Origin of the sequence: Salmonella sp. K21076 (assembly GCF_039650795.1) — a bacterium.
Classification (GTDB): domain Bacteria; phylum Pseudomonadota; class Gammaproteobacteria; order Enterobacterales; family Enterobacteriaceae; genus Salmonella; species Salmonella enterica.
In genome coordinates, this window is the sequence record NZ_JBCLYA010000037.1 from 1 (window position 1) to 12851 (window position 12851).

The following is a 12851-nucleotide window of genomic DNA, read 5'->3' on the forward strand; positions in this document are numbered from 1 at the left end:
GGCACTAGCGCGGTGGTCCCACCTGACCCCATGCCGAACTCAGAAGTGAAACGCCGTAGCGCCGATGGTAGTGTGGGGTCTCCCCATGCGAGAGTAGGGAACTGCCAGGCATCAAATTAGAAGTATGGCATTAACTTTCGGGGCAGTTCACTACTCGACAGAGAGTAGGACAAAAGCGAATCTTTTGAACGTTGCGAAGCAACGGCCCGAAGGGTGAATCACGAAGTGATTCATAAACTGCCAGGCATCAAATTTAGTGTGCTGATATGGCTCAGTTGGTAGAGCGCACCCTTGGTAAGGGTGAGGTCCCCAGTTCGACTCTGGGTATCAGCACCACTTAATACGGTTAAAGTTCGGCATTTGAAAAAGAATTTGTCTGGCGGCAGTAGCGCGGTGGTCCCACCTGACCCCATGCCGAACTCAGAAGTGAAACGCCGTAGCGCCGATGGTAGTGTGGGGTCTCCCCATGCGAGAGTAGGGAACTGCCAGACATCAAATAAAGCAAAAGGCCCAATCGAAAGATTGGGCCTTTTTGCATTTATCTCTCTATGGAAAAAGTTATCGGATAATGACGCCGACGCGTTTTATATTTGGTTTATACCTTTCATACTTCAAGTCGCTTATGTGTTGGCTACGGATTACTCGGCCCATTCATGGGCCTCGCCCTGACGGGCCGTCGCACGCGACGTTTAAATCTGCTCCCGGCAGATTTGTCGCTCACCCCAGTCACATAGTTATCTATGCTCCTGGGGACTCACTCCCTTGCCGCCTTTAAGCAACTCGAATTATTTTGGGTATATAACATCTTCGTAGAGTGGATAAAAACCGTTTTAGTAAACGTGATTTCCCGCCATATATCCGCCTGAACCATCGAATGTGAACCGTGCTGAAGTAGATGTACAAACGGCTTTTACTTACGCCTCTAATAAGCAATAGAGATATTCGCTGAGGACTAAGAATCTGGCCCATTAGGCTATTTTATTTGCCAGTTTGGCCCTGGGACAGTGCTCAAAATCCTCATGTATTACGTGTATGTTCCGGTTTATATCCAGACTGTCTGTAATAATTACGCCTAATGACCACGCTCTAAGTCTTACTGTATAAAGCCTGTTTGTAATGCGGCTTACGATGCTATCAAGCTACAATTTTGTCTGCATCGGACAAGGAATAGAATAAATACCATCGGGATGGGCGAGTAAGAAAAGAGAGCGTTTTATCGTGTTAACTTTCGGGGATAGGCTGAATAGATTACGTCGCTGAGTATCCTTACGACCTTTATATTATTACTGAAAGCGCGGCATTGCCGCGCCTGCATGTATCATTTAGAAAGCGCAATGATACCCATCGTCAACCCTGCTACCGCCGCAGCGCCGCCAGCGATAGCGCCTGCTGTCTCCCAGTTATCCTGCGTTGTACCTTTCATACATGTATTGGTATGAACCAGCCGCCCTTGATCGTCATAAACCGGTACGCAGGGAGAATCATGTGCACAACCTGCCAATAAGGTGGTAAGCAATGCAACTGGAATTAGTCTTTTCATGGTGTTACCTCATTAATCAGCGTTTCGCAAAGTACAGCAACGTAAATGCTGGCTCTAACCGCTGTGAAAACGAGAGTTATTTTACCACCACAGAAAAAATGGCTGACATGAGGAATCATCTCAATTCATGTGAATTGTAAAAACTATGGAGAATGCAGAGGTAAGCGGAGAGGGGGGAATAGCGGAGATAAAGACGTACCGTTTAAAAGGCGTCCGAAGACGCCTCTGTTTACTGGTTAATCATGATGGCGATTAAATCGGCGTTTTACAACAACGAAGAATACTGGCACGAAGAAGATAGCTAATAAGGTTGCGGTTAACATTCCCCCCATAACCCCTGTGCCTACTGCGTTCTGTGCCCCACTACCTGCGCCACGACTGATAACTAACGGCATTACCCCGAGAATAAAGGCCAGCGAGGTCATTAGAATAGGACGTAAACGCATACGGGATGCTTCCAGCGTCGCTTCAATCAATCCACGTCCTTCTTTTTCCATGAGATCTTTGGCGAACTCAACAATCAGGATGGCGTTTTTAGCAGAAAGGCCAATAGTGGTTAACAAGCCAACCTGGAAGTAAACGTCATTATTCAGGCCGCGCAATGACGCTGCAAGCAGAGCGCCAACCACGCCGGAGCGGTACGACCAGCATTACCGAGAACGGAATTGACCAGCTTTCATACAGAGCGGCAAGGCAGAGGAAAACGACAATGAGTGAGATTGCGTACAGCGCCGGCGCCTGGTTACCTGACAACCGTTCCTGATACGACATACCTGTCCAGTCATAGCCAATACCGTTTGGCAGCTGTGAAGCCAGGTTTTCCATTAACGACATGGCTTCACCGGTACTTCGTCCGGGCGCTGCTTCACCGAGCAGTTCCATTGACGGCATCCCGTTATAGCGTTCCAGGCGTGGCGAACCATAAATCCACCGTGCTGAGCTAAAGGTAGAGAAGGGCACCATCTCGCCATTGGCGCTGCGTACATAAAGATTGTTGATATCTTCCGGCAGCATACGGAACTGAGCGTCAGCCTGAACGTATACTTTTTTCACTCGTCCGCGATCGATAAAGTCGTTAACGTAATAGCCGCCCAACGCCGCGGAGATGGTTTCGTTGATATCAGACAGCGAAACGCCGAGCGCCTGTGCTTTTTCTTGATCGACATCCAGCTTGAACTGTGGCGTGTCTTCCAGCCCGTTCGGGCGTACGCGCACTAATAGATCAGGATGCTTCGCGACCATACCCAGGAGTTGATTACGCGCTTTTGTTAACGCATCATGACCGAGTCCTCCCTGATCAATCAGTTCGAAGTCGAAACCTGTCGCGGTACCTAACTCGACAATTGCCGGCATGTTGAAGGGGAACACCAACCCGTCGCGAATCTGGCTAAAGGCGCGTGTCGCTCTGGCGATAACGGCTTCGACGCTATTTTCTTCACCGTTACGCTCTTCCCAGGGTTTAAGGCTGACAAATGCCATCCCTGAGTTTTGTCCCTGACCGCTAAAGCTAAAGCCGTTTACGGTAAACACGCTTTCGACGTTCGCTTTTTCATTATTCAGGTAGTAATGAGTGACTTGATCCAGCACTTTCTGCGTACGTTCTTGCGTAGCGCCAGAGGGGAGCTGAATCATAGTCAGGAATACCCCCTGATCTTCTTCCGGCAGGAAGGAGGTCGGGAGGCGTAAAAACAGAACCGCCATTCCGACTACAATAAGTAGATAGATAATGAGATAGCGACCCGTATTACGCACGATACCGCTTACGCTGTTAGTATAGTGGTTAACGCTGTGGTCAAACCTGGTATTGAACCAGCCAAAGAAGCCGCTTTTTTTCTCGTGATGTTCAGCAGATACGGGTTTAAGCAGCGTAGCGCATAGCGCTGGCGTCAGAATCAACGCAACCAGAACGGATAGCGCCATTGCTGAAACAATAGTAATAGAGAACTGGCGATAAATTGCCCCGGTCGAGCCGCCAAAAAAGGCCATCGGGATAAATACCGCAGACAGTACCATCGCGATACCGACCAGCGCTCCCTGGATCTGCGACATGGATTTTTCCGTCGCCTCTCTGGGAGAAAGGTTATCCTCCATCATTACACGTTCAACGTTTTCTACGACCACTATCGCACCGTCAACCAGCAGCCCTATCGCCAGTACCATGCCGAACATCGTCAGGGTATTGATGGAATAGCCAAAGGCGGCGAGTACCGCAAAAGTGCCTAGCAACACGACAGGAACAGCGATGGTAGGAATCAGGGTTGCCCGGATATTCTGTAAGAACAGATACATTACCAGGAACACCAGAATAATCGCTTCAAATAGCGTTTTTACCACTTCGTGGATAGATATTTTTACGAAGGGCGTAGTGTCATAAGGATAAACCACCTTCATTCCCTGAGGGAAGAAAGGCTGCAGTTCCGCCAGTTTCGCTTTGATTGCGGTTGCGGTATCCAGCGCGTTAGCGCCGGTCGCCAGTTTAATACCGAGACCGGAGGCCGGTTTACCGTTAATGCGCGCTACAACGTTATAGTTTTCACCGCCAAGCTCAATACGCGCGACATCTTTGAGATGGACGACAGAGCCGTCGGTATTGACGCGCAACGTAACTTTGCCGAACTCTTCCGGATCTTTCAGACGCGTTTGGGCGATGATTGAGGCGTTAAGCTGCTGGCCCGGTAATGCTGGCGTACCGCCCAGTTGGCCTGCCGCAATCTGGTCGTTCTGTACTTTTAACTGGTTGATGACGTCAACTGGCGTGAGCTGGTATTTATTTAGCAGATTCGCATCCAGCCAGATACGCATGGCGTACTGTGCGCCAAATAGCTGAACGTCGCCCACGCCGTTCAGACGGCTGATAGAATCCTTAATGTTAGAGGCGACATAGTCAGAGATGTCGTCCTGGGTAGTGTTCGGATTATCCGAGACGAACCCGGCGACCATCAAAAAGCTGCTGCTGGATTTTTCAACGCTAATCCCCTGCTGCTGGACTTCTTGCGGCAGTAAAGGCGTGGCGAGCTGCAATTTATTTTGCACCTGAACCTGCGCGATATCCGGATCGGTTCCGGACTGGAAGGTCAGAGTGATGGTCACGCTACCAGCAGAGTCGCTGGTAGAGGACATATACATCAGGTTATCGATACCGTTCATATTTTGTTCGATAACCTGAGTAACCGTATCCTGTACCGTCTGCGCATCCGCGCCAGGATAGGTTGCAGAAATAGAAACCGCTGGCGGCGCAATGGTTGGATACTGCGCAACGGGAAGTTGCATTATTGCCAGTGCGCCAGCCATCATCAGGATAATGGCCAGAACCCAGGCGAAAATAGGACGTCTAATAAAAAAGTTTGCCATGTACGGTTACCTTATTGCGCCGTTTTCGCTGCAGGAGCATCGGTAGTGGCTTTCACCTGGACGCCCGGTCGCGCTTTTTGTAAGCCGCTGACGATGACCTTATCGCCCGGTTTTAACCCTTCGCTGATGAGCCATTTATCGCCAATAGCCTGCGTCGCCACGACATTGCGGGCTTCGACCTGACTTTTATCGTTAACCACCATCACCATTGCGTCGCCGCGCGGCGTGCGGGTCACGCCCTGCTGGGGGACAAGGATGGCATTGGGCTGGACGCCTTCATCGATGCGGGCGCGAACAAACATACCGGGAAGCAGACTGTGTTGCGGGTTAGGGAACACCGCCCTGAGCGTGATAGAGCCGGTGCTTTCATCTACGGTAACGTCGGAAAATTGCAGCGTGCCTTTAATCGGGTAGACCTGACCATTTTCCATTACCAGTTACCGCCACTGACCATAAGGCGTATCCCTGTAAGTGCCACTCGCGGAGCTGTCGACACGCCTCGTCTATCACCCAGCTACCGATAGTGACGATAAGACCCGTTTTTTCCGCCAGCGGTAAAAACTGGTCAGGATTCAGTACGCCTTGTTTTGGATGATACCAGCGCAACAGGGCCTCAAATCCTACAATGGGGCCGGCAGGAGCCTGAAATTTAGGCTGATACACCAGCCTGAGCTCTTGTCTTTCCAGCGCCAGCCACAGGTCATTCATTAGCTGAAGTTGGGTTTGCGCCAGCATATTCATTGATGGCTGAAAGAAATGGTATCCGTTACGCCCCGTATGCTTCGTGTGGTACATCGCGGCATCGGCGTTGAACATCAGTTCCCGTTCGTTTTTTCCGTCCAGCGGATAGAGCGCTATTCCCACGCTAAGGGTGACAACCAGTTCGTACGGATCTATCGTAAAGGGCGCATCTATCGAATGTACCAGCGCGCTGGCAAGGGAAGCCGCTTCGTCAGGCGCGCTGACTTCCGCAAGCAGCACAAATTCGTCGCCGCCAATCCGCGCCAGGGTAAACTGCCCGCTCAGCGGTTGGTTCAGACGATGCGTGACCGCCACCAGTAGCTTATCGCCAATATCATGACCATAAGCGTCATTAACGGCTTTAAAGCCATCCAGATCCATAAACAGTAGCGCGAAAGACGTGCTTTCCCGATTCGCTTTGCTGATGGCCTGTTCCAGACGATCCTCAAGGAGTACCCGGTTTGGTAAACGGGTGAGCGTATCATGCAGCGCCAACTGCGCCAGTTCCTGGTTCGCCTGCGCCAGCGAAGAGGCAAGTAGTGCGGTACGGGCCTGAAGCCGGGCGTCAAATAAAGAAACCAGCAGAGTAATACCCAGGATAGTCAGCGCGACCACGCTGACAAGAACAGCCAGCCAGTTGCTATCGACGCCACGATGTTCCATCGGCCAGTTTTGGGGAAAGTGTGCGGCCTTCATGCCGGCGTAATGCATGCCGGCGATAGCTATCCCCATTAATACCGCGGCGCCTGCTCGCCTCAGGGCGACATCTGTTCCCTCATTACGCAGGCGGAACGTGAGCCACAGCGCGCCGCAGGACGCCAGTAGCGCGATAATGATAGAGAGGGCAACCCACGCGCTATTCCAAACGATAATGGAAGCAAATTGCAGCGCCGCCATCCCGGTATAATGCATTGCGCTGATGCCCAGTCCCATCACCAGCGCGCCCGGCAGTAAACGGCGCAGGCGCAGTTTTTCAGCGCTAACCAGCCATAGCGCAAACAGGGAGGAGCCGATCGCGATCAGCATGGAGAGGCCGGTGAGGAACGGATCGAAGCGCATGTTCATCGCGTGATCCATCGCCAGCATCCCGACAAAATGCATCTCCCAAATACCGACGCCCAGCGCGAAGCCGCCGCCCATTAGCCATATTCTGGCGTTTGATCGGGCGCTTCCGGCTACGCGTCCGGCCATATTTAATGCGGTATAGGACGCAAAAATAGCGACAGCAAATGAAACCGCCACAAGGATGTGGTTGTACTCACTAACCGGCATGTATCATTAGCTCATTGGTTATGCAGGAAAAGAACAGGACGAGACAGTATCACCCCTTCTTTTATCCTCAACGTGTTTTAATTCCCTGTTTTTATAAGGGATAAAAGAAATCCGGGTGATAAATAATCATAGGTTAAATCGCCCGATTCGCTACTCCAGATCGGTACAATTGATCAATTTAAGAGGGTTAACCGAATCCATGTTTCGGCACTTATCCTGTTCAGTCGCCATCAATTCGATCCATTGCATCAAAAGCGCATCAAAAAGAAAAACGGAGACGGCAAAAACAACCAGCCACCAATACTTACGTATCATCGTCAAATCCTGTGTATTCATGCCCATGCGTGCTGGGAATATACATGAAATTTTGACGCTGAAAAGCGGACTTACAATGCTTTTACTTCTCTGAAGATAGCGCGTTTATCCCGACATTTCGCTGCTTTTTGGACAGGTTTTGTGTTTTTCTCTTTTTGACTTTTGCAAGTTCATTTTCTGAATAATGCGAAGTGACGCTCAATCTTCTGAGCCCCATTTTTACGTACTCATTATTGAGTTCAATACCGATAAACTTACGACCTGACGCCGCTGCGACAGCGCCTGTGGTGAAACTGCCCGCGAAAGGGTCCAATACGGTATCGCTCGGGTTAGAAGAGGCCAGTATGATCCGTTTTAACAGCGCGCTGGGCTTTTGCGTAGGATGGTTTTCATATTCATCCATCAGATAACGTACGCGAGGAAATGACCAGACGTTGCCCGGCACTTTTTTCTGATTGTATGGTTGGGGCGGGTTTTTTCGATAATCGATTAGCGCGCGCTTAGCGCCCGTAGTGGTCTCGACCAGAATCGCGTCACGGTTAAAGGTATAGCTTTTCGGGTTTTTTACCATCATCAGGATCGGTTCATACATAGAACCAAAGTATTTTTTCGCCTGCACCCCGGAACTATCATAGGACCAGACGATACGGCTTTTGATGGTAAAAAGCGTTCGGCATTTGAGATCGATATACGGCATATTTTCTGTGCTATTCATGATGTACATGGTGCCGTGTTTCTTCAGTACGCGGTGGCACTCGTCAATGCATTCATACAGCCAGGCCAGAAAAGACGCTTCGTCCCAGGATTCCACCATACCGTCGAAATCTTTTCCGATATTGTAAGGCGGATCGGCAAAAATTAAGTCAATGCTTTCAGAAGGCAGTTTTTTAAGTTCTGTTAGCGCGTCACCGTGAATAATCTTCTTCGATTCATCGCCAAAGTACTGAGGTTCACATTCCGCTTTCATGACCAAATTCCATGTAATGCGTATAAAAAAGGCGCTTCCCCATGCCGAGTAGCGCCTTTTTAAACAAGCAGTTAGCTAATCGAAATTAGTTCATGCCGTATTTTTTTAATTTTTTACGCAGCGTACCACGGTTGATGCCCATCATCAGAGCAGCACGGGTCTGGTTACCACGGGTGTATTGCATCACCATGTCCAACAGGGGCTGTTCTACTTCAGCCAGTACCAGCTCATACAGGTCATTAACGTCCTGACCATTCAGTTGAGCAAAATAGTTCTTCAGTGCCTGTTTAACCGAGTCACGCAGGGGTTTTTGGGTTACCTGATCCTGAGAGTTAACGGTAGAAACGGTCAGTACGTCAGAATTTACGCGTTGTTCGAACATAGTTCTGTCAGCTCTTTATTTCTGTTTACGCAAAATTTTCGAAGTATGCCTCCAACGCCTCCAGCTGTTCGCTGGCGTCCTCAATAGCGTTGAATGTGCGCCGAAACTGGTCGTCTGGAGCGTGTTCCTGGAGATACCAGGAGACGTGTTTACGCGCGATTCGGTACCCTTTTGCCTGACCGTAAAAGTCATGCAGTTCCCGAACATGCGTGCAAAGCAAGCGCTTTACCTCTGCCAGCGGCAGCGGCGGAAGCAGCTCCCCAGTGTCCAGATAATGCTGGATTTCCCGAAAGATCCAGGGTCTTCCCTGAGCTGCGCGGCCTATCATCAGGGCATCCGCCCCTGTATAGTCGAGAACAGCTCTGGCTTTATGCGGGTTAGTAATGTCGCCATTCGCGATAATCGGAATGGAAACTTTCTGCTTAACTGCCCGAATACTGTCGTATTCAGCTTCTCCGTTGAACAAACAGGCGCGGGTGCGGCCATGGATGGTCAGGGCCTGAATACCACAATCTTCAGCCAGTTGGGCAATCTCTACGCAGTTACGGTGTTCCGGCGCCCAGCCGGTGCGAATCTTGAGAGTCACAGGAACGTCCACCGCGTTTACGACCCCGATGAGTATAGACTTCACTAAATCCGGGTACTGCAAGAGGGCTGAACCTGCCAGCTTACGATTCACTTTCTTCGCCGGGCACCCCATATTGATATCAATAATCTGGGCGCCGCTTTCCACGTTAATACGTGCGGCATCGGCCATCTCAACAGGGTCGCTACCGGCAATTTGCACCGTGCGAATTCCTGGCTCATCAACGTGCACCATCCGTAAACGAGATTTATCGCTTTCCCACACTTGCGGGTTAGAAGACATCATCTCGGATACTGTCAATCCTGCTCCCATCTCATAGCACAGCGTCCGGAAAGGTCTGTCAGTAATGCCAGCCATGGGCGCTGCGATCAGGCGATTTCTGAGCTGATATTGTCCGATGCGCATGAGTTAAGAAATGACCATACTGTGACTGCAAGGCGGCGTATATTACGCATTTTTTGCACGAGATGAAAGGCCAAACTTTGAACAATCCACTGTTGTAGATCAATGAATCGTGCTTAAAAACAGCAAAATAAATTTATAATTCAGTAAAATCATAGGGTTATTTATTGTCGGCGGTTTTGTACGCGCTTACAAATTCCCGTAACTTCTCTCTATTTCTTCGACCAGAAACAAGATAAGCGGAATAATCTGCTTTTTTTATAAGCTAATTACCCCAAATGAATGGGATCGCCGTCTCGTTTCAGGACAAGATCACTTCCCGCTGCGCGTGATTTTTCTCCATTGCCAGTCGGAAGGGGTGCACAGATGCGCTTTTGTGTTCATGAACGGCACGCATAAATTTTTCCAGCTGCGCTAAAAAGAGCGTTAGCGGATGCTGCAGAACAACCCGGACAGCATTTACTAAGTACGAGGGCGATGGCTGCGGGCCGTTGAAGCGCCAGTACGTTTGTCCGCTGGTAGCAGCTGTTTATCCAGACGGATAGTGACAAAGAAGTTATTTCAGGCATTCATTTGATGAATTTAATGATGTCTCGGTGCCTGAAAGGCGTTAAGGCAGTTGTGTGGAGAAAAGCGTGGCCGGGCGACCACGCTGACAAGAATTATTTCTTACGGCCAGTAATGCGGCACCACTCTTCTTTTTCGACGACCGGGTCGAGAGTGAAAAGCTCGGCGTAAGCATCACAGACGCTTTCCGCCTGGCTGGCGAGAATACCTGAAAGCCCCAGCAGACCGCCCTCAACGGGCAGTACGCTGATTAACGGGGCCAGTTCGCGTAATGGGCCTGCCAGGATGTTAGCGACGACCACGTCGGCTTTCATGGCTTCTGGCTGGTCTTTCGGCAGGTACAGCTCCAGCCGGTCAGACACGCCGTTACGTTCGGCATTATCGCGACTGGCCTGAATAGCTTGCGGATCGATATCAATACCAATCGCCTTTGCCGCTCCCAGCTTCAGCGCGGCAATCGCCAGAATGCCTGAACCGCAGCCAAAGTCGATCACGGTTTTGCCGTTGAGATCGAGCCCGTCCAGCCATTGCAGACATAAAGAGGTGGTGGGGTGCGTACCCGTACCGAACGCCAGTCCCGGGTCGAGCATCACGTTGACGGCATTCTCGTCCGGAATGTCACGCCAGCTGGGACAAATCCACAGACGCTCGCCAAAACGCATCGGATGGAAATTATCCATCCATTCGCGTTCCCAGTCTTTATCTTCCAGTTGTTCGATTTTATGGGCAAATCCGGCACCCAGCAGTGGATGTTGCTCCAGAATCGCGACAACGTCTTTCATGTCTGTTTCGGCGTCGAACAGACCGATCACATCGGTATCGCCCCACAGACGGGTTTCGCCCGGCAACGGCTCAAAAACCGGCGTATCGTGTGTATCCTGAAAGGTAATGGAAACGGCGCCCGCTTCCATCAGCGCATCACTTAGCTCTTCAGCATTCGCGCCGGTGGTATTCAGTTTCAATTGGATCCATGGCATGGCAAAACTCTTTATTTATCAGTAGACAATACGGTGGCTTGCGAAGCGGAAGAGCCGAATCGGTTTCCGATCAGAAAAGCCAATAAACTTAACAGTAACGCGGGCACAATCGGATGAAAGCCCAGGTACTGAATATTAAATGTGGCAAGCAGGGCATATAGCACGCCGCCCACGATCATGGCGCTTAACGCGCCTGCCGCGTTTGCCCGCTCCCAGTAAAGGCCCAGTACCAGCGGCCATAAGAACACCGCTTCCAGGCCGCCAAACGCCAGCAGGTTGAGCCAAATGATCATCTCTGGCGGTTTCCACGCGGCCAGCAGCAACAGCGCGCCTAACAGTAATGTAATCGCTGCCGACATACGCTTCAGCCGGATCTCATTTTGCATCTGATCGGGACGCAGGTTGAGATAGAGATCTTTAATGATCGTCGCGGAACTTTGCAGCAGTTGGGCGTTAATTGTTGACATGATCGCCGCCATTGGCGCAGCAAGGAAGATCCCGGCGGCAAACGGCGGCAAAACTTTCACCATTAGCGTTGGGATCACCAGATCCGGCACCGTCAGATCCGGAAGCACCGCGCGACCCAGCGCGCCGGCAAGGTGCATCCCGAACATTAAAATCGCCACGACAATCGTACCGATAATAATGCCCCGGTGTACCGCTTTACTGTCTTTATAAGAAATGCAGCGCACTGCCGTATGCGGCAGGCCAATCACGCCAAAACAGACCAGTACCCAAAAAGAGGTCATAAAAGCGGGAGAAAGTATGTCATCGGCGCCCTGCGGCGTTACCAGTTTGGGGTCGAGAGCGTGCAGCGTGTCAACGGCCTGATGTAAACCGCCCGCCGCATGCACCACGCCCACCAGCAGCACTATCGTGCCGACCAGCATCACCAGGCCCTGTAGCGTATCGTTAAGTACGCTGGCGCGAAAGCCGCCAAACGCCGTATAGAGTGCGATACTGACGCCAAATATTAGCAGGCCGGTTTCGTAGGGAATTCCCGCCGCGGTTTCCAGTAGTCGCGCGCCGCCGATAAATTGTACGGTCATTGCGCCAATAAACGCGACCAATAAACTCAGGCTTGCTAACCACACCAGCAGGCGGCTTTGGTAACGAGCGAATAGCATATCGTTAAGCGTGACGGCATTATAGCGACGCGCCAGGATAGCGAATTTTTTACCCAGAATACCCAGTGAAAGCCAGACGGCGGGAAGCTGGATCATCGCCAGCAAGACCCAGCCCAGACCATATTTATAAGCCGCGCCGGGACCGCCGATAAATGAACTGGCGCTAATATAGGTGGCGGTCAGCGTCATCGCGAGCACGATCCCGCCCATCGAACGACTGCCAAGAAAATACTCGTTTAAAAAGGTGCCGGCGGTACGCTTGCGCATAGCGTAAATCGAGACCCCGAAGACCACGACCAGATAGGCTACCAGCGGTAGAATGACCTCAAGCTGCATCGTCATCCTCCAGCGGAATATCGCGATAAATGAATTTCACCATCGCCCAGCACAGCAAAATAAAGACCAGCGGCGTCAATAAGCAGGCCATCTCGAACCAGTGCGGCAGACCGGTAATTCCCGGCGAGTCTCCAGATAAGTAAGCAGCCACTAACCATGCCGCCAGATAGCAAAGGGTCAGCCACAGCGCCCAGCGCGCCTCTTTATGGGCCTGAACAAAACGAGCGTCCATTTTTTGTCCCTTATGGGTGAAGAAAGCGGGAATTGTACATGATGGGGCATCGCTAT

Annotated in this window: 8 protein-coding genes, 1 tRNA gene, 2 rRNA genes and 3 pseudogenes; 3 read left to right on the forward strand and 11 right to left on the reverse strand. The window is 51.1% G+C overall.

Translation table 11 applies throughout. From position 1 onward, the window contains the following. From rrf (AAYN39_RS10675) to rrf (AAYN39_RS10685), 3 genes are all read left to right on the forward strand, one after another. Nucleotides 1–110, forward strand: a 5S ribosomal RNA gene (gene rrf / locus AAYN39_RS10675); the annotation flags it as partial. Nucleotides 111–260: 150 nt separating this feature from the next. Beyond that, nucleotides 261–336: transfer RNA gene (locus AAYN39_RS10680), tRNA-Thr, on the forward strand. 39 nt (nucleotides 337–375) lie between these two features. After that, a 5S ribosomal RNA gene (gene rrf, locus AAYN39_RS10685) occupies nucleotides 376–491 on the forward strand. Between the two features lie 827 nt (nucleotides 492–1318). On the opposite strand, the gene AAYN39_RS10690 is transcribed toward rrf (AAYN39_RS10685), so the two are convergent. From AAYN39_RS10690 to AAYN39_RS10740, 11 genes and pseudogenes are all read right to left on the reverse strand, one after another. Next, complete coding sequence (locus AAYN39_RS10690) at nucleotides 1319–1540, reverse strand: membrane protein (protein ID WP_000825645.1); 222 nt, start codon at nucleotides 1538–1540, stop codon at nucleotides 1319–1321. A 236-nt stretch (nucleotides 1541–1776) separates the two neighbouring features. Then, nucleotides 1777–4891: pseudogene (locus tag AAYN39_RS10695) on the reverse strand (efflux RND transporter permease subunit). Nucleotides 4892–4902: 11 nt separating this feature from the next. Continuing rightward, nucleotides 4903–5328 (reverse strand): annotated as a pseudogene (locus AAYN39_RS10700) (efflux RND transporter periplasmic adaptor subunit); the annotation flags it as partial. 1 nt (nucleotide 5329) lies between these two features. After that, nucleotides 5330–6904 (reverse strand): annotated as a pseudogene (locus tag AAYN39_RS10705) (MHYT domain-containing protein); the annotation flags it as partial. Between the two features lie 150 nt (nucleotides 6905–7054). Continuing rightward, nucleotides 7055–7219, reverse strand: a complete 165-nt coding sequence (locus tag AAYN39_RS10710) for a DUF2556 family protein (RefSeq protein ID WP_000620015.1) — start codon at nucleotides 7217–7219, stop codon at nucleotides 7055–7057. Between the two features lie 82 nt (nucleotides 7220–7301). Next, nucleotides 7302–8186 carry an adenine-specific DNA-methyltransferase gene (gene yhdJ, locus AAYN39_RS10715; protein WP_000642611.1) on the reverse strand — a complete coding sequence of 295 codons (885 nt, stop codon included), beginning with the start codon at nucleotides 8184–8186 and terminating at the stop codon, nucleotides 7302–7304. Between the two features lie 85 nt (nucleotides 8187–8271). Further along, on the reverse strand, nucleotides 8272–8568 hold the full coding sequence (gene fis / locus AAYN39_RS10720; RefSeq protein ID WP_000462905.1) for a DNA-binding transcriptional regulator Fis: 297 nt from the start codon (nucleotides 8566–8568) through the stop codon (nucleotides 8272–8274). Between the two features lie 25 nt (nucleotides 8569–8593). Beyond that, nucleotides 8594–9559, reverse strand: a complete 966-nt coding sequence (gene dusB, locus AAYN39_RS10725) for a tRNA dihydrouridine synthase DusB (protein ID WP_001219664.1) — start codon at nucleotides 9557–9559, stop codon at nucleotides 8594–8596. A 659-nt stretch (nucleotides 9560–10218) separates the two neighbouring features. Continuing rightward, the gene (gene prmA, locus AAYN39_RS10730; RefSeq protein ID WP_001145849.1) at nucleotides 10219–11100 is read right to left on the reverse strand and encodes a 50S ribosomal protein L11 methyltransferase; all 882 of its coding nucleotides are present in this window, start codon (nucleotides 11098–11100) and stop codon (nucleotides 10219–10221) included. Between the two features lie 11 nt (nucleotides 11101–11111). Continuing rightward, on the reverse strand, nucleotides 11112–12563 hold the full coding sequence (panF, locus tag AAYN39_RS10735; RefSeq protein ID WP_001175744.1) for a sodium/pantothenate symporter: 1452 nt from the start codon (nucleotides 12561–12563) through the stop codon (nucleotides 11112–11114). Further along, on the reverse strand, nucleotides 12553–12795 hold the full coding sequence (locus AAYN39_RS10740) for a YhdT family protein (RefSeq protein WP_000340020.1): 243 nt from the start codon (nucleotides 12793–12795) through the stop codon (nucleotides 12553–12555). Before AAYN39_RS10740 ends, panF begins: the two co-directional genes overlap by 11 nt. Nucleotides 12796–12851 lie beyond the last annotated feature (56 nt).

Excerpts from the sequence above, each read along its gene's own strand:
- fis (WP_000462905.1), bottom strand. The coding sequence starts at position 8,568 with ATGTTCGAACAACGCGTAAATTCTGACGTACTGACCGTTTCTACCGTT.
- prmA (WP_001145849.1), bottom strand. The coding sequence starts at position 11,100 with ATGCCATGGATCCAATTGAAACTGAATACCACCGGCGCGAATGCTGAA.
- AAYN39_RS10740 (WP_000340020.1), bottom strand. The coding sequence starts at position 12,795 with ATGGACGCTCGTTTTGTTCAGGCCCATAAAGAGGCGCGCTGGGCGCTG.
- yhdJ (WP_000642611.1), bottom strand. The coding sequence starts at position 8,186 with ATGAAAGCGGAATGTGAACCTCAGTACTTTGGCGATGAATCGAAGAAG.
- dusB (WP_001219664.1), bottom strand. The coding sequence starts at position 9,559 with ATGCGCATCGGACAATATCAGCTCAGAAATCGCCTGATCGCAGCGCCC.
- AAYN39_RS10690 (WP_000825645.1), bottom strand. The coding sequence starts at position 1,540 with ATGAAAAGACTAATTCCAGTTGCATTGCTTACCACCTTATTGGCAGGT.
- panF (WP_001175744.1), bottom strand. The coding sequence starts at position 12,563 with ATGCAGCTTGAGGTCATTCTACCGCTGGTAGCCTATCTGGTCGTGGTC.
- AAYN39_RS10710 (WP_000620015.1), bottom strand. The coding sequence starts at position 7,219 with ATGATACGTAAGTATTGGTGGCTGGTTGTTTTTGCCGTCTCCGTTTTT.